Annotated in this window: 20 protein-coding genes and 1 tRNA gene; 10 read left to right on the forward strand and 11 right to left on the reverse strand. The window is 29.9% G+C overall.

The features are described 5' to 3' along the window. The first annotated feature begins 28 nt into the window (after window positions 1-28). A complete protein-coding gene (locus Q4586_RS07730; protein WP_064966625.1) occupies window positions 29-1525 on the forward strand; it encodes a M48 family metallopeptidase in 1497 nt (498 codons plus the stop codon). Window positions 1526-1574: 49 nt separating this feature from the next. Here Q4586_RS07730 and Q4586_RS07735 read toward each other — a convergent pair whose 3' ends face one another. From Q4586_RS07735 to msrB, 7 genes are all read right to left on the reverse strand, one after another. Continuing rightward, complete coding sequence (locus Q4586_RS07735; protein WP_303528072.1) at window positions 1575-1958, reverse strand: DUF423 domain-containing protein; 384 nt, start codon at window positions 1956-1958, stop codon at window positions 1575-1577. Between the two features lie 87 nt (window positions 1959-2045). Further along, a complete protein-coding gene (locus tag Q4586_RS07740) occupies window positions 2046-5702 on the reverse strand; it encodes a metallophosphoesterase (protein ID WP_303528074.1) in 3657 nt (1218 codons plus the stop codon). 72 nt (window positions 5703-5774) lie between these two features. Further along, window positions 5775-6353, reverse strand: a complete 579-nt coding sequence (locus Q4586_RS07745; RefSeq protein ID WP_303528076.1) for a nucleotidyltransferase family protein — start codon at window positions 6351-6353, stop codon at window positions 5775-5777. 4 nt (window positions 6354-6357) lie between these two features. Further along, on the reverse strand, window positions 6358-7377 hold the full coding sequence (locus Q4586_RS07750; RefSeq protein ID WP_068702872.1) for an XdhC family protein: 1020 nt from the start codon (window positions 7375-7377) through the stop codon (window positions 6358-6360). A gap of 38 nt (window positions 7378-7415) precedes the next feature. Continuing rightward, entirely contained in the window at window positions 7416-8981 is a 1566-nt protein-coding gene (locus Q4586_RS07755) for a protein adenylyltransferase SelO (protein WP_303528080.1), read from the reverse strand. A 19-nt stretch (window positions 8982-9000) separates the two neighbouring features. Continuing rightward, window positions 9001-9537, reverse strand: coding sequence for a peptide-methionine (S)-S-oxide reductase MsrA (gene msrA, locus Q4586_RS07760; protein WP_303528081.1), 537 nt, complete (start codon window positions 9535-9537; stop codon window positions 9001-9003). A gap of 2 nt (window positions 9538-9539) precedes the next feature. Next, complete coding sequence (gene msrB / locus Q4586_RS07765) at window positions 9540-9986, reverse strand: peptide-methionine (R)-S-oxide reductase MsrB (protein ID WP_303528084.1); 447 nt, start codon at window positions 9984-9986, stop codon at window positions 9540-9542. Between the two features lie 156 nt (window positions 9987-10142). Here msrB and Q4586_RS07770 point away from each other — a divergent pair, with 156 nt between their 5' ends. Beyond that, entirely contained in the window at window positions 10143-11348 is a 1206-nt protein-coding gene (locus tag Q4586_RS07770; RefSeq protein WP_303528086.1) for a Pycsar system effector family protein, read from the forward strand. Window positions 11349-11390: 42 nt separating this feature from the next. Here Q4586_RS07770 and Q4586_RS07775 read toward each other — a convergent pair whose 3' ends face one another. The 3 genes from Q4586_RS07775 to der all read right to left on the reverse strand — a co-directional run bounded on the left by Q4586_RS07775 (window position 11391) and on the right by der (window position 18083). Continuing rightward, window positions 11391-13784, reverse strand: a complete 2394-nt coding sequence (locus Q4586_RS07775) for a GAF domain-containing protein (RefSeq protein ID WP_303528089.1) — start codon at window positions 13782-13784, stop codon at window positions 11391-11393. Window positions 13785-13923: 139 nt separating this feature from the next. Next, window positions 13924-16695 carry an outer membrane beta-barrel protein gene (locus tag Q4586_RS07780; RefSeq protein WP_068702880.1) on the reverse strand — a complete coding sequence of 924 codons (2772 nt, stop codon included), beginning with the start codon at window positions 16693-16695 and terminating at the stop codon, window positions 13924-13926. 83 nt (window positions 16696-16778) lie between these two features. Next, window positions 16779-18083: a ribosome biogenesis GTPase Der gene (der, locus tag Q4586_RS07785; RefSeq protein WP_068702882.1), complete on the reverse strand. Its 1305-nt coding sequence runs from the start codon at window positions 18081-18083 to the stop codon at window positions 16779-16781. A gap of 102 nt (window positions 18084-18185) precedes the next feature. Here der and Q4586_RS07790 point away from each other — a divergent pair, with 102 nt between their 5' ends. After that, window positions 18186-18692 (forward strand): hypothetical protein, encoded by a 507-nt coding sequence (locus Q4586_RS07790; RefSeq protein WP_068702884.1) that lies wholly within the window; start codon window positions 18186-18188, stop codon window positions 18690-18692. Here the strand turns inward: Q4586_RS07790 and era are convergent. Continuing rightward, complete coding sequence (gene era / locus Q4586_RS07795) at window positions 18689-19570, reverse strand: GTPase Era (RefSeq protein WP_068702886.1); 882 nt, start codon at window positions 19568-19570, stop codon at window positions 18689-18691. The genes Q4586_RS07790 and era overlap by 4 nt on opposite strands. A 138-nt stretch (window positions 19571-19708) precedes the next feature. Here era and Q4586_RS07800 point away from each other — a divergent pair. From Q4586_RS07800 to Q4586_RS07830, 7 genes are all read left to right on the forward strand, one after another. Continuing rightward, window positions 19709-19781: transfer RNA gene (locus Q4586_RS07800), tRNA-Met, on the forward strand. A gap of 114 nt (window positions 19782-19895) precedes the next feature. Then, entirely contained in the window at window positions 19896-20717 is an 822-nt protein-coding gene (locus Q4586_RS07805; RefSeq protein ID WP_068702888.1) for a glycosyltransferase, read from the forward strand. Continuing rightward, window positions 20714-21616: a nucleotidyltransferase domain-containing protein gene (locus Q4586_RS07810; RefSeq protein WP_303528099.1), complete on the forward strand. Its 903-nt coding sequence runs from the start codon at window positions 20714-20716 to the stop codon at window positions 21614-21616. The genes Q4586_RS07805 and Q4586_RS07810 overlap by 4 nt, the downstream gene beginning before the upstream one ends. Further along, the gene (locus Q4586_RS07815; protein WP_303528101.1) at window positions 21609-23075 is read left to right on the forward strand and encodes a B12-binding domain-containing radical SAM protein; all 1467 of its coding nucleotides are present in this window, start codon (window positions 21609-21611) and stop codon (window positions 23073-23075) included. Before Q4586_RS07810 ends, Q4586_RS07815 begins: the two co-directional genes overlap by 8 nt. After that, window positions 23068-23850 carry a class I SAM-dependent methyltransferase gene (locus Q4586_RS07820; RefSeq protein WP_303528103.1) on the forward strand — a complete coding sequence of 261 codons (783 nt, stop codon included), beginning with the start codon at window positions 23068-23070 and terminating at the stop codon, window positions 23848-23850. Before Q4586_RS07815 ends, Q4586_RS07820 begins: the two co-directional genes overlap by 8 nt. Further along, on the forward strand, window positions 23847-25238 hold the full coding sequence (locus Q4586_RS07825; protein WP_303528104.1) for a B12-binding domain-containing radical SAM protein: 1392 nt from the start codon (window positions 23847-23849) through the stop codon (window positions 25236-25238). Before Q4586_RS07820 ends, Q4586_RS07825 begins: the two co-directional genes overlap by 4 nt. Then, window positions 25235-25993, forward strand: a complete 759-nt coding sequence (locus Q4586_RS07830; RefSeq protein WP_303528105.1) for a class I SAM-dependent methyltransferase — start codon at window positions 25235-25237, stop codon at window positions 25991-25993. The genes Q4586_RS07825 and Q4586_RS07830 overlap by 4 nt, the downstream gene beginning before the upstream one ends. The last annotated feature ends 436 nt before the right edge of the window (window positions 25994-26429 follow it).

Genomic DNA, 26429 nt, shown 5'->3' on the forward strand with positions numbered 1-26429 from the left:
GGTAAGTCTAATATTTTAAATAAAAAAAATGAACGAATATAAATCTAAAAGTTTAACTGAATTAGAAAAAGAGCATCAAGAAGCACTTACTATTGCTCAGAATAAGATGCTAGAAGATTTAGCTGAAGCACAAGCAAATGGTGATACAGAAAAATTACAAGCTGTAAGCACTGCTTTTCAGGATACAGCACAACAATTAATAGAGCAATATACAAAGGGTATTGAAACAATAAATGCCTTAAACTTAAAGAATATTACTGAAAATATCGTTGAGGTTTATGATAATTCTAGAGCAGATATTGATTTAAATGCGTTGGTTTATGATGGTGATAGAGATTATGTTTTAACTTTTCAAGAAGATGAGTTAATTCAAAAAATATTAACCAAAATAAAAGATAACAACCCTGTTTTTAAATCACGTCGTCATTTATTAAAATCAAGTTTACGATTAACAAAAACTTTGGCACCTGTTTTACATGAAATAGGTTTGCATTGTAAAGAGGTTTTAAAGTTGAAATCTGATATAGAATTTTTTGTGTATCAAAGTGATACTTTTAATGCAGCTTGTTATCCGCCAGATGAAGACAAATTATACATTATTTTATCTTCTGGTCTTTTAGAGCGTTTTAAAAAGGATGAATTGGCCTTTGTGGTAGGTCATGAAATTGGGCATGTGCTTTTTGAGCATTTTAACTACCCAGTTAAGCACATTTTAGATGAAGGAGAAAACGAATTAGCGCCAATCTATGCAATGAAATTATATGCATGGAATAGAAATGCCGAAATTAGTGCAGATAGGGCAGGATTGTTATGTTGTCAAAGCTTTGAAGCAGCAGGACGTACATTTTTTAAACTATCATCAGGAGTAACTACAGATTCATTAGATTTTAAACTAAACGCATACATAGAGCAGTTTTCAGATTTAGAAGCAGTTTTAAAAGACGATACACACGACCCATCAGATTGGTATAGTAGTCATCCGTTTAGTCCACTTAGAATTAAAGCCCTAGAATTGTTTAATAAAAGTGAAACCTATGGTTTATTTAATCCATCTATAAAAGGAGAGATTACAGAAGAAGCTATGGAGTTAGAAATTAAACGAATTTTATCTCTAATGGAACCAGAAGATTTAGAAAACGAAACTGAGCATTCTGATAAAATACAACGTTTTATGTTTTTAGGTGGGTATATGATTTCTAAAGCTGATGGAACCGTAGACGATTCTGAAATACAAGCCTTAAGTAGTATTGTTTCTCCTGCAATTTTTGCAGAATGTATGTTAACAGTTAAAGGATTAACAGAAGATGATATTATTACAGAGATAATTGATTTAGCAAAAGAATTAGATGTTGTACTATCTGTAATGCAAAAATTAAATATGCTTAGAGATTTATCTATAATCTCGTATGCAGATGGTCAAATAGATGCAGAAGAAGTAAATGTGCTACATAATTTAGCAAAACAACTATATATAAAAACAGAGTTTATAGATAGAGTGATTAGTGATGCTCAAAATGTAGATTAAAAATATCCTTATCCTCATGAGGCTTATTTTGCTGTTAAACTGTAAACTGTTAAAAGTTTACAGTTTGACTTATTTGGTATACTAATGTAGCCCATCCAGTAACTAATAATAAACCTCCTAATGGTGTTATTGGACCAAGGAATTTCATTTTTTTGCCTTTTGCGTCAGATAAGACCAATCCGTAAATACTAAAAGAAAAAAGAATGATGCCAAAAATAAAAGAGTAGTTCATTAATTGATTTGAGCCTTTAAAATAGCTTCCTACAAATAATAAAACAATTGCGTGATACATTTGATATTTTACCCCAGTTTCAAATGATTTTAGCTGGTCTTCAGATAAAATTTTCTTTAAAGCGTGCGCGCCAAAAGCACCAAATATTACTGCTAATAAGCCGAAAACAGCTCCTGAAATTAAAACAATTTGTTGTGTCATTTAATATATATGATTAATTTAATTGTGTTTTATAATAGTTTTTAGATTTGATTTTCATCATAATTTATTATTTATTGAAAAAAATATTTAAAAATTAAATCCGATGCTAAAAGCAACTCTGTCTTCTAATGAATCACCTCTAAAATAAGAAACATTTGCAGTAAATAAGTCAATTCCACTAATCCAAAGAGAACCACCATAACTAGTATGCCATTTTTTAGAATCAGGTGAATAAGGTGACCATATTTTACCATAATCAAATCCACCCGTAATTCCAAATTTTAAAGGGATAATATTGTTTTTTATACGTCCAAAGCGTAAACGAATATCGTTACTATGGTAAAAACTTTGTGTCCCTGTAAAGCGATCTCTATTAAATCCTCTTAAATTACGATCACCACCTAAAGTGGCAGCTTGATAAATTTCAAAACGATTTCCAATATTTAAATGTGTGCCAACTTCTGAAGCATAAACCATCGATCGGTTAGGAACTAAGTTTTGATAGATAGCCATTGAAGTTTTAAAATACCCAAAACGTCTATTAAAATCATCAAAATTTGCTTTGGCCCCCAAAGTAAGATCAAAATTCATTCCTTTGGTAGGAAAACTAGCGTTGTCAACCCTATTATGGTTAAAATTTAATTCTCCTCCCCAAAAATAATTGGTATCGAATATTGATGTTGGTTGTGCATTAAAATTAGTAATGTTTCTTGTAGGAATATCTTCAATCTCAATAGCTTCAAAAATTCCTGTAAGTCTAAATTTACTTCCTCCTCGCAATCGTTTTAATAGTGAAGGAGAAAAGCTAATTTCTTCTTTTTTTACTCGATAATGATCTAAATCATAAGTTTGATTGTAAACAGATTCATTCCCCCATCCGAAGAAATTAAAGGAATAATTGTTACTGGTTACTTTTGCACGTAATTCTAAGTTCCAATTACCAATAAACTCGGTAAATTCACCTTTATATTCTAAATCATAACCATTGGTGGCAGAATAGTAATTTGCAGTAATTATTTGTTGATTTGCAAAAGGAAGTTTTTTAAACCCGTAGTTGGTAAAATTAACAGAGGCTCCGAAGAAAAAACCATCATCAGGATTGCTCCCTAAACTAGGAGTAACAACGGTAGTATTGTTGTTAATGTCTCTGTGGTTATAGGTGTTTTTAAAATAACTGTTTGAGCGTAAATCAGCCGTTTCACTACTTTTATTTATGGTGTTTTTCTTGGCTTTAAAGTCGTAAATTTTTGTTTTTTTACTCCAGCCAGCAACAGTTGATTTATCGGTATATACATCATGATTTTGACCGCCTATTAATCGAATTAAAATTCCGTCATTAACATCACCAGAAATTAAAAATTCATCATCACCATTTAATCCATAGATTTGAATTTCTTTGGTTTCTTTGGTTTTTAAAGTGCGATTGTAAATTTCATTTTTACCTCTTAAAACTGTAACATTTGTTTCGTTGTCGTTAATACGTTTTATGGTAAAAACATCGTCTTTATCTGTACCGATAATGTATACTATGTTAGCATATTTGTTGTAGTAACGTTTAGCAATTTCTTTTAGCTTGTTTCTACGTGATTTTAGTTTAGCAATAGTTTCTTCACCATCTAATTTGTAAACAGCTTCGGGTAGTTGTTTAATCGCTTTTTCGATTACAGCATCTGTTAGATGTTTTTGAATATAATCGGCTTGTTTGTACCAGTCTTCTATTGTCAGTTCGTTTAAAAATTCAGCGTCAAAAAACCGAGGATAATTGTTGTACCATTTCATGTTTTTGATGTCATGATCAAACGTTTGCATATTTTTTACTAAGGGTGCAAATTGTTTAAAAATAGGAATCATAATACCATCAAATTTAGAAAATGGTTGGTCTCTATCTCTTGGTATTGGGCGATAAAATGTTTTACCTTCATCGGTTTTAAATGAAGCCCAACGCCATTGATCTTCATGCCTATCCCAATCACCAATCACCATATCAAACAGTCTAGAACGAACAGCCCATTCTTGGTCTACACTATGTTTACCGTTTTTTCTAATTTTTTCTAACACATCAAAAGTGCTAATAATATCTTTAGAGTTACCAAAATTATCGAGGTCACTTCCGTCTTTAGCAGGGCGTTCTTCTAGCAAATATAATTCGCCACCAAAAATATCATTATAAGTTCCTAAAGCAGGTTGTTTAGGCATGTAATACAATTTAGGGTTTGTGTGATAAATATTTACAGCACTTGCCATATCAGGAATTACAAATGCACCAAAAGGGTGCGACATGGTAAAAATATCATGTAAAACATCAACCACAAAAGTACCTTTTAAAACACCACCCATAATACGACTACCGTCTTTTACCATAGATCGTAAAACGTATTGTTTACCATTGGTATTTTGTAATCGTAACGAGTTTGTTTGATTACCACCTCCTCGTCTAATAGGTTTTATACCTCCAAAAACACTGTCGAGGTTAAGAACAGGAACTTTAATTTTAGTGCCGTATTTTTTACGATGTAAATCTCCCCAAATAAATTTATGAAAACCACTAACTTTAGTTGTTTTTGGATTATAAATAGATGTTTCTATAAATTTTTGGTGTTTGTCAAATTCAGGAAAATGAATGTGATTTTCTTGTTTTTTTGGTTGTACTATTTGTTTGCTAAATAATAACTTATTTTGATCAGTTGTATTGGCTGCATAATATTCAATTATAGCAGAACCATCTTTATAATAATTTAATTTAGCGTACCCATGATTACCATACGTAAACTGAGCTCCGTGTCCAACTAAGGCGGCAGATTGTTTGGATCCAGATCCGCTGATTACTTGTTTAAAACCATGTTTTTCAATGTACTGTAAATTATGTTCATGCCCAGAAACAAAAACAACATTTTGGTTGAAATCAGCAGAAATACTTTGTATTTGGGTTATAAAATTATTGTAGTTTTCATTGAAATTATCGGTTTGAATACCTACATGCGACCGAATTACATTTTTAAGGGTTCCTAATACTGGAACTGGGCTTAAGTGATCTTTTACAGAAAAACTCCCTCCATGAGGGCCATTACTGTATAAAGGATGGTGCATTGCTACCACTACATTTTTATACCTATTTTTTTTAAATAAACTAGATACTTCATCAATAAAACGTTCGCGAGTTTTAATGGTGCAATTATCATTAATTTTAGGTTCTTTATCCCAGTTCATAATAAACCAACGGCTATCAATAATGATTAAAGTAATATCATCTGAGATATCAACTTTTTTTAATCCGCAACCATTTTCTGGTAAAAATGAACCTTTACCTAACGCTTTTTCAACTAATTTTTCCTGTCGCTTTAATCCATCAACACCATTGTACCAATCGTGATTTCCTGGAATAAAAATACTTCTCCCTTTTTGATCTTTAACAGCATTAATTTGTGTTTGTATTCGATGTTTGGCTAAAGTATAAGCCTCATTTTTTTCAGGAGGAATACCATAAGGGTATACATTATCACCTAAAAATAAGGCAGTCGAATTTTTAGATGCTTGTTGTAATTCTTTTTCAAAATAGACTAACGACGGAGTCGTTTTTCCTTCTTCGGCATTACCAGCATCACCAATTAAATAAAATGAGTGTACGAGTTCTTTATCAGTATTAATTTTTTTTGATAAATTTTCATCAATGTATTTTGCTTGGTAAGAAGCACAACCTGTTAAAATTATAACAGCAATAAAATAAATAAAAACTCTAAAATTCATAAAACAAATTAATTTGAATGCAAAAGTAATTTATATTCCTTAAAAGGATGTTCTTTAATAGGGCTTATATAATTACTTAACAAGGTTTTTATAATCTTCTCTCGTGTCAATATCAATTAAATTAAAAGTGGACATTTTTATGATTTCTGATAAATGCATTTTTAAAAAATCCTTTGCCCCATTATCTCCTTTTAAATTTATTAATTTATTAAAATATTGCCTTGGGAATAGGACAGGAACCCCCATTTTATTTCCATAATTAGAAACAACAATTTTACTGTTATTCTCTTCGGATGTAATTATCAATTGGTTTAAATAGTCAGTAGTTACATTGGGTTGATCTGCTAACATTATTAAAACAGAATCGAAATTTTTATCTTTTAAGTGATTAATTCCAGCAATAATACTAGTGCTTAGTCCGTTGTTGTAATCTACATTATAAATAGTTTCAACTAAATAATTTTCAATTGATTTTTCAATAATTTCTGAATTAGCTCCTAGCACACAAAAAACAGCATTTGCTTTTGATTGTTTTGCTTGTTCAATAGCCCAACCCAATAACGTAGTTTTTTTGTAAGAAAGCAGTTGTTTTGTGCTTCCCATTCGGGATGATTTTCCTGCAGCGAGAATTAAAATTGCTGTTTTTTTCATCTTTTTAGGTATGAATTTTACCTGTTATTTTTTTTAAAGAAAACACTTCTTTTTTACGAACTACCGACAGTATTTCGGCAAGAATAGAAAGTGCAATTTCTTCGGGAGTTTCTGCACCAATATTTAATCCAGCAGGAGTGTGAATTTTTTCTAAGAAATCATCAGTAACATCAGGAGCCAAGTCAAACAATTCGTTTAGTAGTTTTTCGCGTCGTTTTGCTGCACCTAAAATTCCTATATACACGGGGTTTTGCTCTTGCAATTTAATAATCCAACGTAAATCATAGGTGAAATTATGATTCATAATTACAACGGCGGTGTTTTCATTGATATTTGTTAATTGAATAACTTCTGGAGTTTGAGCTATAACTGATTTTGCAGTAGGAAAGTCAGCCAATTGTTTTGGGTCTTTAATGGAAGTAATTACATCAACTTCCCAACCCAATAAAGTTGCTTGATTAGATAATTTAACAGCATCATGCTCTCCACCAACAATTAATAAACGAAACAAAGGTTGTAGTTTTTGTTCAAAAAACAAATTGTTGTTTTTTTCTGATGGATTAAAAGGTTTAGAAAAAGGCAATGTTACATTGTTATTAAATTGAATAACCGAACCAAAATTATCATAAACTTCATCCTCTCTTTTGTAATAAGAAGTAATAATAAAAGGTTTTCTAGCAGATAAATGGTTAGAAAAAGTAGTTATAAATTCTGATGATAAATAAACCGATTCCAATAAAATATACAGCACTCCTTCACAGCCTAAGCGATACCGACCGTCATAGGTAATAACTTTCGGTTTTCCATCATTAAAAACTGATTGCGCTCTGCGTTGCACTTCTTTTTCTACACAGCCACCGCTTACAGCTCCTGTAATTTTTTTATCTGAAGAAAGTAACATTCTAACACCAGGTTTTCTGTAAGAAGAACCTTCTAAATCAACAACGGTTGCCAATACATTTTGTATGCCTTTTTGCTGATTTAAAATAATTTGCTGAACAATTTCTTTAAATTCGTGCGTCATCTAATAATGTAAGTTTCTGTTTTTAAAAATACAATTTTTTATGAACTACAACTCAATACAGAGCAGCCTACTTTATGTCTAGCCCATTCAGGTCGTTTAGCAAACCATTTTTGGTAATTTGGTTGCTCAGCATATGGTTTTTTAAGCAATTGGTATAATTCTTCAATTAATAAATAATCGCCTTCGTTGGCAGCATCAATAGCCAATTGTGCCATATAATTTCGCAGCACATATTTAGGGTTTACTAAATCCATTTTTTCTTTTTTCTTGGTATCTGAAAAAGTTTCTTGTTGTAATCTTTTTAAATAACGTTGCAACCAATCTTTCCAATGCGTTTTTATTTCGTCTTCTACTTCATCAATAGTATAAAAAGCATTTGTAATTTTTTTAAAAGCACCTTCAAAAGTATCTTCCGAACTAATATTTGCTAAATTTCTAAAGAAAATAGTCATGTCGGTTTCTGTTAAATGTAAGGTTTCTTCTAATCTACCAATAAGCTCTTTGTCGTTTTCATCATCAGAAAATAAACCGATTTTAGCTTTCATCATATGATGTTTCTTTTCATTATAAATGTCAGAATAGTCGTCTAAAATTGCTTGTATTGGCGCTACTTCTTCAATAAGAGGGTACAATGCGTTTGCGAGTTGAAACAAATTCCATAAACCAATCTGCGATTGGTTTCCGTATCGGTACCTTTTATGTTGATTGTCGGTTGTATTTGGTGTCCAACCAAAATCATAGCCTTCTAGCCAACCGTAGGGTCCGTAATCTATCGTTAATCCTAAAATAGACATGTTATCGGTGTTCATTACGCCATGTACAAAGCCAACGCGTTGCCAATGCACAATCATATCGATGGTTTTATTTCTTATTTCTGATAAAAAATCGAGATATTTTTGTTTTCCTTCGGATGTGATTTCCGGATAAAAATATTTGATGGTATAATCTGCTAATCCTTTTAGAGCAGGTGTATTTTTTCTTGCTGATAAAATTTCGAAATTCCCAAAACGGATAAAACTTGGCGCTAAACGAGCAACGATAGCTCCTTTTTCGTAGGCCGAATTACCGTTGTAAAGCATGTCTCTTAAAACTTTATCACCTGATAAACTTAACGACAAAGCGCGCGTGGTTGGAACACCTAAATGAAACATGGCTTCGCTACACAAATATTCTCTGATGGATGAACGTAAAACGGCTAAACCATCGGCAGTTCTTGAGTATGGAGTTTCGCCAGATCCTTTTAATTGTATTGCCCAACGTTTGTTGTTGTGAACAACTTCGGTTAAGTTTATAGCACGACCATCACCCAATTGTCCTGCCCAATTACCAAACTGATGTCCACCATAACACATGGCAAAAGGATGGGTGTTTTGTATGATTTTATTTCCAGTAAAAACCTTTAAAAACGTTTCTGAATTTGCATCTTCAGTTGATAGTCCGATTTCGTTTAACATTTCTGTAGAAACATGTAATAATTTCGGGTTTGCAGTTTTTGTAGGTTCAACAAACGAAAAACAAGCATCTAAAACTTGCCTGCGAGTGTTTCCTGTAATTTTATCGGCAGGTAATTCTTTATTAAAAGTATCTTGAATGTTAAGTTTCATAGTCTTTTTAAAAATAGTGCTATTTTAATTTGTCGGTATGTAATTTTCGCAATTTGGCTAGTTTTGGTTCAATTACAAAACTACAATATCCTTGTTGCGTATTTTCTCGATAATAATTTTGGTGTTCTTCTGTTGCTTTATAAAAAATAACGTATTTGGTTACTTCGGTTACTATTGCATCTTCATAGTAAGGTGTAATTTCTTTTAAAACATGCTGTGCTATTTTTTTTTGTATATCAGAATGATAAAAAATTACAGAACGATATGCTGTTCCATGATCAGCACCTTGTTGATTTAAAGTTGTAGGGTCATGAGTTGTCATAAAAATAATTAAAATTTCTTGATAAGAAATAACAGCAGCGTCAAAAGTTATCTGAATAACCTCTGCATGACCAGTTAATCCAGAACATACTTCGCGATACGTTGGGTGCCCAGGAACTGTACCTCCAGCATAACCTGAAACAACTTTTTCAACTCCTTTTACTTTTTGAAAAACAGCTTCGGTACACCAAAAACACCCGCCACCTAAAGTGGCTATTTGTAAATTTTTAGTCATAATTATTCTTTATCTAATTGCATTGCTTCTGAATTGATACAATATCTTAACCCACTTGGTTCTGGTCCATCAGGAAAAACATGTCCTAAATGTGCATCGCAAGTATTACATAATACCTCCACGCGCACCATACCAAAAGTTATGTCTCTATGATATTGAATTGCATTTTCTGTAATTGGTTGTGTAAAACTTGGCCATCCTGAACTTGAATTGAATTTTATAGTTGAATCAAATAAAGGAGTATTGCAACAAACACAATTATATTTCCCTTCATCATAACTAGCACATAATTCACCTGAAAAAGGACGCTCAGTTCCTTTTAAACGTGTAATTCTAAACTGTTCAGGTGTTAGTAGTTTTTTCCATTCATTTTCAGTTTTTTCAACTCTTTTTGTGGGAGTTGGGTTTCCTTTTACAGCAAAATGAATAATTTTTTCCCAAGTTAGCATACAAATTTTGGTTTTAATAATTAGGATTAAAAATATACTAATTTTAAATGACAATAATTAGGTACTTTTTGTACGTTAGTTTGTCGTGTTTAATCCGACAAACTTACATCTAATTAATAGTTAAATATTATTTTTAATTTAGCAAAAACCTTTTTAATGAAAAATTTATTAATTGAAGCTGAAAATTTTGTTATTCATCTTTTAAATGAAAAATTAACATCTTCGTTTGTTTATCACAATGTATTTCATACGCAACGAGTTGTCGAAAAAGCAAAAGAGTTGGTTGAAGGGATGCAAATTGATGAGGCATCTGCAAATAAATTATTGTTAGCGGCTTGGTTTCATGATACAGGTTATATTAAACAGATTGATGGTCATGAGGAAGAAAGCGTTAAAATAGCAGCGTTGTTTTTTAGAGAAAGAAATGTTTCAGAAACTATAATTAAAGAAGTTTCGGAGTTAATTTTAGTAACAAAAATGGATGCAACACCAGTTACTGAATTAGAAAAAATAATTTGTGATGCAGATTGTTCTCATTTAGGAAGTAAAAATTTTAGCGAGTATAATTCTTTATTAAGAAAAGAGTGGGAATTGGCTAAAAATCATGTTGTTTCTGATTTTGAATGGATTGAAGAGAATATAATTTTTTTAACAAATTATAGGTTTTATACTAGTTTTGCTGTTAAAAATTGGGAAAAACCTAAAAGTAAAAACTTAGCGCAGTTATTAAAGATCCAAAAAAAAACAGCTCAAGAAAACAGAAAGTTAAAGCAAAAAAAGGAAGAGTTGGCTTTTAAAAAGAATAAAGTAGAATTACCTGAACGCGGAATTGAAACAATGTTTCGTGTTGCATTGAGAAACCATATAACATTAAGTGATATTGCCGATACAAAGGCAAATATTTTATTATCAGTAAACGCAATTATTATTTCGATGACGCTGTCTACACTAATCCCAAAGTTAGACAACCCATCAAATCATTATTTAATTATTCCGTCAATAGTTTTTATTTTATTTACGGTAGCTTCTATTATCTTATCAATAATGGCAACACGTCCTAATGTAACAGAAGGTAAGTTTACCAAAGAAGATGTTGCAAATAAAAAGGTAAATTTATTGTTTTTTGGGAATTTTCATCAAATGAGTATGCCTGATTTTGAATGGGCAATGCATGAAATGATGAAAGATCGTGATTATTTGTATGGTTCACTTACAAAAGACTTATATTTTTTAGGATTGGTTTTAAATAGGAAATATAAATTATTAAGAACCACTTATACCGTTTTTATGATAGGTATAATTATAAGTGTAATTGTTTTTGCCATAGCGTTTCAAATGCAAGAAGTAGCAAACGTAGTTTAGTAAAAAAGAAAATCCTTTGTAATTCACGAAGGATTTTCTTTTTTAGTGTTTAAATTCTTCTATTAATTCGTCAATAGAAATAGTTTTTTTACTATCAAAACCTTCTTGATAAATGACTTCGATACGTAGCGCTTTTAGGCCAGAAACCCCTTGTAAGTCTTCTAACTCTAGTTTTTCGATACCACCTAACAAGTTTTTTGACTGTAAATAACTAATGTATTTTAGATACTCATTAGCATCTTTGTCTTGCGAATAAACAATGGCTATTTTTCCAGGAACGGTTAAGCGCTCTTGCGTATTTTTAATATGGGCTTTATCTATTCGTTTTTTTATAATTTCATACCTAATATTATAAGCTCCATCAACATCAAATTGTTTTTCATCCATTCTAAATTTTATAGATAAAGGATTACTGTGTACTAATATTAAAGAAGCAACTTGTAAGTCATGATCCATAGCTTTACGTGCAGTATTAGCAACGTTTTCCATTTCACACATTGTTTGTAGTTGCCACAAGCGTAAGTTATAAAGATATAGTTGATCAAACTTTTTTTGCTTGGTTAAAGATTGCCCGATATACATGTTGTATTCTATACCGTCGGTTTTATAACGTTCAAAGTAATGTGGAAACATTACTTGTGCATTTCCTTGTTTCTTGTCAATAAATTTAGCGAGTTTGTCATTTAATAACGTAACGCTTTGTTCATAAGCTTTTCGTTTTTCATAAACTACATGTAGGTTGCTGTCTAAACGCTTCATATAAGTATTTACAACGCTAGTTAAATTATTGTTTAGCGATTTAATATGTTTAAATACTGGGTAAATTTCTCTGCTTAAAAAATCTAAAATACCAACTTCATCACCTGCTTTTAATCCGTTAATAACAGCATTTAGATACTCGTTTACACGAAAGGTTAACTCTTGGTAAATAGGTAGTTTTTCAGATTTACATGCTTGTTTCAATACAGATATAGCTAAGGTAAGTTGTGTAATTAAATCCTCTTTAATAGCTTCGTTTCTTGCTAAAGAAGATCCTTTTATATCTGTTTGACCATATAAAGGGTATACATTTTTAAAAACAATTTGTTCGATTTTTACATTTTCTTTTTTAGTAAAAACATCCGTTTGATATTGCTCAGCTGCTTCGTAAAATTTCCATTTTACTGTTGGGTGTAAAGAGGTGTAGTGTTCTTGTATTGTAGCTTCTAAAATGTTTATATATTCCTCCGAAAAACGGTCAATAGCTGCTTTAAAAACAGGAACAATGTCTGTTAATTTTTGATGATTTACCGAGTTTAATTCATAAGGTCTAGGAGAAGCTATTTCTAACAGCGCCAAATCATTATTTTCACTAGCTTTAAATGGAATTAATAAAATACTTCCAATATTTTTATCTTTTAATCGGTTAAAAAACTGATTACCTTTAGTGTTTTTTCCGTAGTTGTCAGTGTTTGAAATAATAACGGTTTCTTGTTTGTTAAAAAGCTTAGTGATAACATGATCACAAAAAAAAGTATTACAAGCTATTTCTTTTTCTTCTGTTAATAAAATAATGCTTTCAGATTTTTTAATCCGAGTGGATTGTAACGACAAATCGGTAGTGTCAAATACAGAAAAACCTACTTTTAAGTCTTTAATATTATAAAATTCGCTTAAGTTTTTACGCAGTTTTTCAATAATATTCCCATCGTCTTTTTGTAGTAAACTTGTTCTTATTGATGAGATGTTTTCGTCAGCAGTAACATCAAATAGCGTCATTAAACCGAAGCCTTTGAAAATATAGCTGTTCGGAGGGAATTTTTCTTTCCACACTTCAATGTTATCATAGTTGTCTAAAAGAATTTTAATATCTTCCTCAGTAATTTTTGGTGCACTACTAGAAGGTGCTACTTCCATAAAATCACCATTAAATGCCACACGATAATGTTTCATGATATTGTTTTCCTTATCAGGAATGTCAAAGAAAAAAGGACGTTTTAAGTCGATAGGATGGTTATAATACATGTTTAAAATAAAGGTACATGCCATGATGTACATTTTATCTTCTTCAAAATCTCTTACTTTAAATTCAAATCCTTCTCCAGCATTTTTAAGAATGTTTTCAAGTCGTTTAGTAAATTTAAATGAAGCGAAAGAGAAAGGAATTGTAGCTGCTTTTATTTCGTTTAAGGTTAATATTTCTGGGAATAAGGCTTCTAATAAAACATCGATAGTTTCTTCGTGTTTTTTTAGTAGAGAAAGGTCGGAAAATCCTTCGATAAGTTCTGGGTGGTTTTCAATTTCTTTAATTAATATGTTAACTGAAGCATCGAAAGGATGGTTTTTAGAGTTACTATTTTTATACTCTTTAAGCATATTATAGATTTTCTTAAAACTTACATTTAGTTGTAGTGGTAACTCTGTGTTTTGAAATTTTTTTAATTTTCTAACCTTCATAAAATATTTTCTTAACCTAATTACAAATTTACAAAATTTGTAGGCATATAGTCGTTGTTGCTTAATAAAGCTTTCATAGGCTAAAGCGTAAAAAAAAAGACATTAATTTAATTAATGACTTTTTTTGATAATTTTTATGTTAAAAAAACATTTTATAATCTCTTACTTTTCCTTTTTTTCCTAAGCTATTAAATTTCCAACTAAAACCTAACATAAAGTATTGTTGTAATACTGTACTTTGTGAGTCTTCAATATAATTAGAAGTTGCTCTACGTTGTGCATTGGTGTTTTGGTTTAATAAGTCATAGGCTTTTAAACTAATTGTACCTTGATCTTTTAATACAGAATAAGCTAAAGTTGCGTTCCAGAACCAAGAAGATTTGTTAAAGCCAATTACATTTGCATTGTAGTTGTACCTTATATCATTTCTCCATTCTAATTTTTTTGGAAAATTAGTTTTTGTTCTAAAACGTAAGGTTTGACTCGTAAAGTTTTGATTTTGATTCGTGTTAATGTCGTATTTAGTTTTAGAGAATGAAACATCGTAGCGAGTTTCAATTGAAATAAGCTTATTCCACTCTAAAGTTATTCCTAAGTTTGGTCTAAAAGAAGTTGTTTGAGCTCCTTCTTTTACTGTGTTTACTATGTTAAAATTTTTGTAGATACTTACATTAGAACCTGCTCTAAGTTTTAAATTGGTAATAGAGTCTAACTTAAGTTTTTTACTATAACTACCACCTCCCCAAAAATCGTAGCCTTCATCAGTGTTTTCGTAGGTTGAATTTCTGATAAACTCATCAGAGATCGTAGTATTTGAAATAATTTGATTTTTGAAAATACTACCACTCATATATAAATAGAGACCTGTACCAGCTTGCCAATTATATTTGTTAAAGTTAATGTAAGCTCTGTGGTTTTGTGTAGGTTTTAATTCTGGGTTACCTGTAATAATGTTAGATGGGTTGCTAACATTTGCAAATGGTTGAATTTGATTAATGTTAGGAACTTGATTTGTTAAACGATAATCAAAATAAATTGAAGCTTTTGAATCGAATCTATATCTAAAACCAGCATCTAGCGCTAAATTATTAAATTCTTTTTCTAAACTTAAATTTGGACGTAGTTTATCGTTGTTTTCTAATGTTCTGTTTACAAAACCAGTCTCAAAATTAAAACGCCATTTTTTCGTTTTATAAATTAACTCCAGCGCAGGTGTTTTAGCAATATCGTTATAGGTAAAATCTGAACTTAAACTTTGATTAAAATCACTGTATTGTTGAGTCGTGTTGTTAAAATCATACGTGTCTTCTTTGTTTTCTCTTTCATCGTTTTGATACGTGTATTTTGCATCTAAAAATAATTTTTTAGCAATTAAAGGAAAACGGTAAGTAACCTTTGTGTTAAAGCTATTTAAATTATTTGAAATTGCGCTTTCTTGATCCCTATTTTCAGTACTAGCATTTGGGCCGAATACTTCAATGGTCGATTTATTTAATTCGTCTGTATCAGCTTTGTCTATTTGATTTGTAATAGATGTTTTAATAAATGACCCTTTATTACCTAGTTTTTTGGTTAAATCAATAGTGTTTTGAAAATTATTAGCTTTAGATTTAACATAAGAATTACTGGTGTAATTGTTTGTTAAAGTGCCGTTTTCGTCTAAAGATTCTTCTTGTCTGCTGTTACTACCGTCTCTTTTATTAAAAACAAAAGAAGGTTTTATATTAATTAAAAAAGTTGAGTCAATTTTTATATCAAATTCAACACCAATGCTATGGTTATGGTTTTCATTATCAGATTTAGAAATAGAGTTTGAGAAGTATTTTCTGTCTGGAAGCGTGTATTCTTTGTTGCTTTTAGATTCATCATTAGAGTTGCTGCCAGAATAAAAGTAATTTGCATTTACATCAACACCCTTGCCGTATTGATCGGCATAAGTTGCGCCAGCTGTTTTAGATTTTACAATTCCACTTCCTCCGCCAAAACGTCTACCATTAATGCTAAAACTACCATTGCTGCTAACCCAATTGTTACCGCCGCCAAACATTTTTTGAATTTCACCAAAGCTAAAACCAGGAGAGTTTATGTTGTTGGTGCTTGCCAGAATACTAAATCGTTGGTCGTTGTCAAAACGATTAACCATTGTAGCTCCTTCAAAACGTTTGTCTGTTCCTGCGCCAGCAGATACTCTACCAAACCAACCTTTATTGTTTTCTTTTTTTATGGTAAGGTTAATTGTTTTATTGTTGGCGTCTCCTTTTTCGCCTGAAAACGCCTCTGATTTTGATTTGGTATCGGTAATTTGAACTTTTTCAATAATTTCTTTTGTTAAGTTTTTGGTTGTAATACTTGGGTCGTTACCAAAAAAAGGTTTTCCGTTTACTAGTATTTTATTCACTTCTTTACCGTTTACGGTAATTTTCCCTTCTTCGTCTACTTCTACACCTGGTAATTTTTTTAGTAGATCTTCAACGTTAGCATCTTTTTTTGTTTTAAAGGATTTTACATTGAACTCTAAAGTGTCTTTTTTAATAGTGATAGGTGCTCTTGATTTTATAACAACTTCATTAAGTAAATTACTTTCTTCTTTTAAAGAAATAGTACTTAAGTTAAAATTACTTTTTTTTCCTAAAGTAATTGTTTTAGTGTAGTTATCCATTCCTATGTAAGAGATGAATAGTTTTAAGTTTTTGTGAAAAGATTTACCCTCTAAAGAGAAGTTTCCTTTATTGTCAGATATTGTATAGGAAACAACTGTGCTGTCTTTTATTTTTTCTAAATGAATGGTTGCAGCTTCAATGGGTGTTTTTTCTTTACCGCTATTAATTTTACCAGTAATCTTAAATGGGTAAGATTGAGCAAATGTACTTGTAGTAAGTAATAACGTAAAAACAAAAAGTAGTTTTTTCATTGCTTTTTTATGAGTTGTTTAATAAACGCATAAAGAAAATGAAAAAACTACTTTAAAAGAGTTAATTTATGTTAAAGCTATATTTATTTTTGTCTAAAGTAAATAATAATTGGCACTCCATTAAAATTATAATGCTGGCGTAATTGATTTTCTAAATAACGCCTGTACGGATCACGAATATATTGAGGTAAATTAGCAAAAAATGCAAATTGAGGTGTATGCGTTGGTAATTGCATACAGTATTTAATTTTGATGTATTTCCCTTTGGTTGCAGGAGGCGGATTTTGTTCTAAAATCTCTAACATCGTTTCATTTAATTTACTTGTTTGAATACGACGTTTTCTGTTTTCAAAAACTTCAACAGCGGTTTCAATAGCTTTAAAAATACGTTGTTTTGTTAAAACAGAAGTAAATATAATTGGTACATCTGTAAATGGAGCTATTTTTCTTCTTATTTGCGCTTCAAAATCACGCATAGTATTGGTTTCTTTTTCAATCAAATCCCATTTGTTAACAAGAATAACGACTCCTTTTTTGTTTTTTTCAGCTAGCCAAAATATTTTTTCATCCTGACCTTCAAAATCACGAGTTGCATCAATAACTAAAACAGCAACATCACAATGTTCAATAGCACGAACAGCTCGCATTACTGAATAGAACTCTAAATCTTCTTTTACTTTAGATTTTTTTCGAATTCCAGCAGTGTCTACTAAGTTAAACTCAAAGCCAAAACGATTGTATTTTGTGTCGATAGAGTCACGAGTAGTACCCGCAATATTGGTAACAATATTTCTGTCTTCACCAATTAAAGCATTGATAAATGATGATTTACCGGCATTAGGGCGACCAACAATCGCAAAACGAGGCAATTCATTTTCTTCAACTTCATCTTCTTCAGGTATTTCTTTTGCAACTGCATCTAGTAATTCACCTGTACCACTACCATTTATTGAAGAAATAGTATGGTATTCACCTAAGCCAAGGTTGTAAAATTCAACCGCATCAGCATCACGCATTGCGTTATCTACCTTATTTACAGCCATGATAAGTGGCTTTTTAACTTGACGTAATATTTTAGCAACCTCATTATCCATTGGGGTAATTCCTTGCTCTACATCAACTACAAAAACAATAATATCAGCTTCATCAATAGCTAATTGAACTTGTTTACGTATTTCTCCTTCAAAAATATCATCCGACCCGACAACATATCCACCAGTATCAATTACAGAAAACTCTTTCCCGTTCCACTCAGATTTTCCGTAGTGTCTATCTCTTGTAACTCCACTTACAGAATCTACAATAGCTTCACGACGTTGTACTAAACGGTTAAATAAAGTGGATTTACCTACATTAGGTCTTCCTACAATGGCTACAATACTACTCATTTTGTAAAAATTTGTGCAAAGATACAACTTACGTTATGATTTTAAGCCGAATTTTAAAGAGTATACTATTTTTACTACATTGTGGGATAATTAGTTTAAAATATGGAGGATCAATTATATAATCAGATTTTTTTAAAACCAAGATTTCAAATTGATTTTGAAATGGATGCTGAGGTTTTATTAAATGAAGTTAAAGCACATTTATTGGATACATCAGTATATAAAATGAAAGTTATTGATAATCATGTTGTTATTGATGTGCCTGTTAATGAAACTCATTTTTGGTCACCTCAACTAGCTATTGAGATAGAAAAAATATCAGCAAATAAATCTAAAATTAAAGGGTTATTTGGTCCTAAACCACAAGTTTGGACTTTTTTTATGTTTTTGCATTTTGTGGTTGCCACCGCCTTTTTAATTTTTGGAGTTATAGCATATAGTAATTGGTCTTTAAAAAAAGTGTCAATTTTGCCAGTTGTAATGCTTGTTGTTTTACCAATTGTATGGGTATCGTTATATTTTGTAGGAACAATAGGTAAATCTACTGGTCAAAAACAAATGGATGAATTAAAAGATTTTACAAAATCATTTTTACAAAAAATAAATTAATCTTTGTAACCAAAACGTTTTAATTGACGTTCATTAGATCTCCAATTTTTATTTACTTTTACATATAAATCTAAAAAAACCTTTTTATCAAAAAACTGCTGTAAGTCCTTACGAGCTTCGGTACCTACACGTTTAAGAGCGCTTCCTTTATGCCCAATAATAATTCCTTTTTGGGTGTCACGTTCTACCATAATAATAGCTCGAATTTTTATAATATCCTCTTCCTCAATAAACTCTTCGGTTTCTACCTCAACAGCATACGGAATTTCTTTTTTGTAGTGTTGTAGAATTTTTTCACGAATTTTTTCGTTTACAAAAAAACGTTCAGGTTTATCGGTTAATTGATCTTTTGGGTAAAAAGCAGGTCCTTCAGGCAATAACTCTACAATTTTATTAAAAACTACTTGTACGTTAAATTTTTCTAAAGCTGAAATTACATGTACAAATGCGTTGGGTACTTTATTAGTCCAGTAAGTAACTTTTTCTTCAACTTCTACTTGTGTAGATTTATCTATCTTATTTAATAATAAAATAATTGGAATTTTACTGTGAATTATTTTATTAAAAAAAGCTTCGTTTTTTAACTCCTTTTCACCAACTTCAACCATATATATTAATACATCAGCATCATCAAAAGCCGATTTTACAAAATCCATCATAGAAGATTGTAATTCATAAGCGGGTTTTATAATTCCGGGTGTATCAGAAAAAACAACTTGATAATTATCATCGTTAACAATCCCTAAAATACGATGTCTTGTCGTTTGAGCTTTTGAAGTAATAATTGATAATTTTTCACCAACCAATGCATTCATTAAGGTTGATTTCCCAACATTTGGGTTTCCGATGATGTTTACAAATCCTGCTTTATGTGTCATGCTGCAAAGATAAGCTGTTTGAATTAAAAATATTTTTTTTTATTAGGTTGTTATTGATGTAGTTATAAAAAATAGTGTTTTTAAAAGATGTTTTATTTGGTTATAAGAAATAAAAGAGCGTATATTTGCACTCGAAATCGCGGGATAGAGCAGTAGGTAGCTCGTCGGGCTCATAACCCGAAGGTCACTGGTTCGAGTCCAGTTCCCGCTACTAAGAAAAAAGTCTTTCATTTATTTGAAAGACTTTTTTTGTTTTAAAAGTTCTATGATTAAAATAAGATTTAGTTATTTAATATAATTGAATAACTTAGCAAAAAAAGGTTTAATGATTTTAACGGTTTCAATAGTCTTATTTAATAATGAAATTAATGAAGTTAAGAAATTACTTTCTGATTTTTTTTCATCAACTATTAATTTATATGTTTTTATTATAGATAATTCGCATGAAAACAATTATAACTTTTTTAAAGAATATAAAAGCCTAGAATATATTTATAATAATGAAAATTTAGGGTATGGAAAAGCACATAATATAGCTATAAGAAAAGCAATTGAATTAAATTCTAAATATCATGCAGTTGTTAATCCAGACATAAGATTAGGTAAGAACCTGGTGTCCCAGCTAATTCTTTTTATGGATAGGAATAAGGAAATTGGTTTAAGTGCTCCTAAAGTATTATATCCATCAGGTAAATTACAATTTTTGTGTAAGTTAATACCTACTCCAAAAGATTTAATTATTAGACGCTTTTTACGGGTTAAAAAGATTGTTAAAAAGAGGGATGAAAAGTATGAATTAAGAAACTTCAATTACAATAGTAATATAGATATACCATATGTATCGGGTTGTTTTATGTTTTTTAGAACAAGTATATTAAAAAAAGTGAATGGATTCGATGAGCGTTTTTTTCTTTATTTTGAAGATCTAGATTTAACGAGGAGAGTAAATGAACTATGTAGAACAGTTTTTTTTTCCGAAGCATTTATTTATCACGTTTATAATAAAGAATCATATAAGAAAAACAAAGTTTTTTTACATCATTTAGTATCGTCAATTAAATATTTTAATAAATGGGGATGGTTTTTTGATGAAAAAAGAGAGGAAATAAATAAAAGAACACTTCTTCAAATAGATATTAAAAAATGAATATTTTAAAAAGCATATTATATTTTTCTATTTTTAATTATCCTTTAACACTAGAGGAGGTTTTTCGTTTCTCAGATTCTAAAAAAAAAGAGGAGGTAGTTAAACAGATATTAAGTTTAGAGCAACGAGGGGTTATCTATAATAACAATGGGTACTATTCTATACTTAATGATAAAAACATTTTAGATAGAAGGCTAGAAGGAAATAAAAATGCTGAAAATATAATGCCTAAAGCTTGGAAGATAGCTAAGTTTATATCCAATTTTCCATACATAGATAGTGTTTGTATTTCTGGATCATTATCAAAAGGATATTTTGATGAGAAAAGCGATATTGATTTTTTTATTATTACCAGAAAAAATAGAATTTGGATTGCAAGAACTTTACTGATATTGTATAAGAAAATATTTTTGCTAAATTCTAAAAAATATTTTTGTGTAAATTACTTTATGAGCAGCGGTTATTTATGTGTAGATGAAAAAAATAGATTTACTGCTACAGAAGTCGCTACGCTAATTCCTTTATACGGAGAAACTGCATTTAAACAATTTCTTAAAGAAAATAAATGGGTGTATGGTTTTTTTCCAAATTTAATTAGAAAAGAAAAAAATATTAAAACAATCTCTAAAAGTGCTTTTACTAAAACGGTTGAAAAACTATTGAATTATAAAGCAGGAGATTATATAGAAAAGATTTTTATGAAAATAACTATAAAAAAATGGAGAGATAAATTTAATCATTTACCTAAAGAAGATTTTGAAATAGCTTTTAAGTCTTCAGAGAATGTATCAAAACATCACCCGAGTAATTTTCAAAAAAAGGTACTGTCTTTATTAAATGAAAAATACGAAGAAATCGAAGAAATACATAATATAAAACTTGCTCCAGAACATGCTTAACATTGCTTTTTCACATTCTTATTTTTATCCGTTTGACGAAAAACAGTGGAAAAATAAAACCCCTTTTCCACCGCTTGGAACTATGTATGCTGCATCTTTTTTAAGAGAAAAAGGGTATGTTGTTAGTCTATTTGATACATGTTTACTTAAAAATATTGATCCTTTACATTCGTTTTTAGAAATTAATAAGCCTGATGTTTTTGTAATTTATGATGATGGTTTTAATTACCTCACTAAGATGTGCTTAACCAATATGAGAGAAGCAGCATTTGAAATGATTTTAAAAGCAAAAGGAAATAATTGTAAAATAGTAGTTTGTAGTTCTGACGCTACTGATCATTATGAAAAATATTTGGATGCTGGAGCAGATTTTATAATTCAAGGGGAAGGAGAGGTAACGTTAAAAGAATTGGTAGATAAGTTTCAGAATAAAAGAGATGCTACAGTAGTTGATGGAGTTGTTTATGTTAATGATAAAGGGGAAATTATTAAAAATCCCAAAAGACCTGTATATAAAGACCTTGATAGTTTTCCAATGCCTGCTTGGGATTTAATAAATATTAATGATTACAAAAAGATTTGGGAAGAAGGAGGGAAAGAGTTTAGTTTAAATATGGTTACTACTAGAGGATGTCCGTTTAAATGTAATTGGTGTGCTAAACCAATTTATGGAAATAGATACAATTCACATTCTCCAGAATATATTGTTGCACATATTAGTTATTTACAGAAAACTTTTGGAGTTAAAAAGTTTTGGATGTGCGATGATATTTTCGGTTTAAAATCACAATGGGTACAAGAGTTTAATACTTTATTGAAGAAAGAAAACTTAAATATTAGTTATTATATACAAAGTAGAGCAGATTTATTATTAAAAGAAGAAAATATAGAGGCATTAGCTGAAAGTGGATTATCTGAAGTTTGGATTGGTGCTGAAAGTGGGTCTCAAAAAATTCTTGACGCTATGGATAAAGGAACTACCATAGATCAAATAGAAAAAGCTACTCATTTACTAAAAGAAAAAAATATAAAAGTTGCTTTTTTTATTCAGTTTGGATATTTAAACGAAACTAAAGAAGATATCGATTTAACAATTAAAATGATACAAAAATTGTTGCCTGATAATATAGGTGTTTCGGTATCTTATCCATTACCTGAGACAGAATTTTACGAAAAAGTAAAAGATGATTTAAAGCTAAAAGCTAATTGGACAGATTCTGATGATTTAGCAATGATGTTTCAAGGATCATTTAATTCTAAATTTTATAAAAAACTGCAGCGATATGTTCACAAGGTTTTTAGGAAAGCTCAAGGAGTTTTTAATTTTAAAAAAATGATTAGAAACCCTTTTAGTTTAAAAATGTATGAGTGGCGTTTAGTTTTTTTATTACCATATTATATAACTACCTCAATGATAAATAAATTGCAACTAAATAAATTAGAGAATATTAATGACTAGTTTTTTTGATATTGCAGCAAAAACATATGATGATACCTTTACGAACACTAAAATAGGTAGGGAACAGCGTAAAAAAGTTTATAAAAATATTGAACATATATTTTCATCAGAAAAAAAAGTAAATGTTTTAGAGTTAAATTGTGGGACAGGTGTAGATGCAATTGCTCTTGCAAAAAAAGGACATAATATAATAGCTACAGATATTTCAGAAGAAATGATTAAAGTAGCAAATAAAAAGAATAGCTATAATAATTTAACTTTTGAAGTTTTAGATTGTAAAAAACTTTCAAAAGATTCTTTTAAAAAAGAATTTGATGTTGTTTTTTCAAATTTTGGAGGATTGAATTGCCTCTGTCATGAAGAGTTGAGAGAGTTTTTAAAAATGGCTTCAGAATTATTAGTATCTAAAGGAAAATTAGTAATGGTACTGATGCCTAAAAACTGTGTTTGGGAACAACTTTATTTTTTAGTTAAAGGAAGTTTTAAAAAGGCTCAAAGAAGAAATACAAATGAAGCTTTATTGGTGAATGTTGATGATGTACAAGTGCCAACTTGGTATTTTAACCCAAAAGAAATAATTGAAATGTCTAAGGTAAATTATACATTAATTAACTATTCTCCTGTAGGAATCGTAATTCCACCTTCTTATTTAGAAAAGTCGTTTTTAACTAAAAAGCCTATTTGGAATATTTTAAAAACAATCGAAAAAAGATTGTCAAATCGTTTTTTATCGAAATATGCAGATCATTTTATAATTGAATTGATAAAAAAATGAATATAGTTTTAACCCATGCATATTATTTATATGAAGATGATAAGGAGCAAAAAATTATGCGGCCTTATGCTCCTTTAGGATTATTATATATATCGAGTTATCTCAATAAAAATAAAATTGAAAACGATGTATATGATAGTACTTTTTATTCATTTAAAGAACAGTTAGAGTTTATTGAGGAAAAAAAACCTAAGGCGATAGCTATTTATACTAATTTAATGACAAAAATTAATGTTATTAAGTTGATGAAAAAACTTAAAACAAATGTTAAGCTAAGAGGTGTTAAAATTATACTTGGAGGGCCAGATGTAACCTATAATTGTGAGAGTTACCTAAAGGCAGGCGCTGATTTTTTGGTTATAGGAGAAGGAGAACAAACTACTTTAGATTTATGTTCAGCAATTTTTAATAATGAAAGTTATAACACGATTCAAGGAATCGCTTTTTTACTTGATGAAAAAGTTATTAAAACAGCCCCGAGAGTAAAAATAAAAGATTTAACTGATTTACCATTGCCTAATAGAGAAGCAATACCTGTTTATAAGTATTTAGAAACTTGGAAAAAACACCATGGACAAAGCTCTATGACTGTAAGTACACAGCGTGGTTGCCCATATACATGTAAATGGTGTAGTACTGCCGTTTATGGGCAAAGTTATCGTAGAAGGTCTGCAAACTTAGTTGCTCAGGAATTAAAATTATTAAAAAATAAGTATCAGCCGGATTCTATTTGGTTTGTTGACGATGTTTTTACAGTAAGCCATAAATGGATTAAAAGTTTTCATGAAGAAGTTATAAAACAAGATGCTATTATTCCTTTTGAATGTATTACACGTGCAGAGAGATTAACCGATGAGGTTTTACAACTTTTAAAAGAAGCAGGGTGTTCTAGAATTTGGATTGGAGCAGAAAGTGGTTCGCAAAAAATTGTTGACGCTATGGATAGACGTGTAGATATTAACGTAGTAAAATCTGCAATTCAAAAAACAAACGCCTTAGGGCTAGAAACAGGTACTTTTATTATGGTTGGTTATCCTGGAGAGGATGAAAAAGATATCTACGAAACGGTTAAATATTTAAAAGCAGCAAATCCAACACATTTTACAATTACTGTTGCTTATCCTATAAAAGGAACTTCGTTATATAATGAAATAGAACAAAATATTACGATACAACCTGATTGGAAAACTACAACCGATAGAGATATAGATTTTAAAAGAACATATTCTCGAAAATATTACGATTATGCAGTTAAATATATTGTGAATGAAGTAAATTCTAATAAAGAGATTTTAAAAGGAGATAGAAAAAGTTTCCTTTATTTTATGAAAATAAAAGCGAAATCAATTTTAGCATATTGGGCAATGAAATATTATAAGAATCTATGATTATAAATCCTCTTTATACACGGAATGGTGTCGGTTATTTAACTGAAGAAAAAGAAAAATTTGAATCAGACTATATTAGAGTTCGTGAGAAAGAAAATAGAATATTGATAGATAAGGAAGTTTCCATACTACCAAAAACATTTGCCGAAAACCCCAATAAAAAAGAGTGGGAATTACGAGGGAAATCAACGAAAAGATTTTTAAAATATTTAGGAAATAAAAACAGAGGTTTATCTATTTTAGATATAGGTTGTGGAAATGGTTGGTTTACGAATCAATTATCAAGTGTTTTTAAAGAAAATAAAGTTGTAGGGTTAGATGTAAATAGTGAAGAATTAGAACAGGCTGTACGTTTGTTTGGGAAAGGTAAAATTCGTTACCTGTATGGAGATATCTTCAAGTTAAAGAGTTTTGAAGAGCAATTTGATATCATTACTTTAAATGCTTCTGTTCAATATTTTTTAGACTTTCAAAAATTATTTTCTATTTTGAAATTATATTTAAAATCAAAAGGTGAAATACATATTATAGATAGTCCGTTTTACAAGAAAGAAGAACTGTCGAAAGCAAAATTTAGAACTGAAAAATATTATAAAAATTTAGGTTTTCCACAAATGACATTAAACTATTTTCATCATGAAATTACAAAGGTGAAAGATTTTGAAATTCTTTACATGCCTAATAGAAGTATTTTTCATAGAATATTAAAAAGAAATGATTCTCCGTTTCCGTGGTTACGTTTTGTGAAAAAATAATTGAAAAAGAACTGTTTTGAAAAAATGATTAAAGAGTTAAAATAATATCAGGGTAAGAGTTTATGTAGTTTTGATATTGATGTGACTTTAGGTGGAAGAAGATTGGTATTTGAATATAAGAATCTTAGGTGGTAAAGATATTACAACTTGTCTATTACTGATTTAGTTTTGTTTCATCTAATTTTTTTTTAATAAACAATGAAATGGTAATAATGTAGTATTATTTTATGAAGATCTATCAATTAGAAATAGAAAACAAGTTGCCATATGGTTGTCGTTTGTGTATTGTAAAAAAAAAGATTTAGTTTCGATAGTCAACAAGACAAGAAGAATAGGGTAAAAGAATATTCTGATTTTTTAACACCCTAAGGACAATATCAGAAATTCATTCTAAAACAATTTCTGTTATGCACCTATGATTTAAGAAGTTTATAGG

The organism is Tenacibaculum soleae, from assembly GCF_030549005.1.
Taxonomy (GTDB): domain Bacteria; phylum Bacteroidota; class Bacteroidia; order Flavobacteriales; family Flavobacteriaceae; genus Polaribacter; species Polaribacter soleae.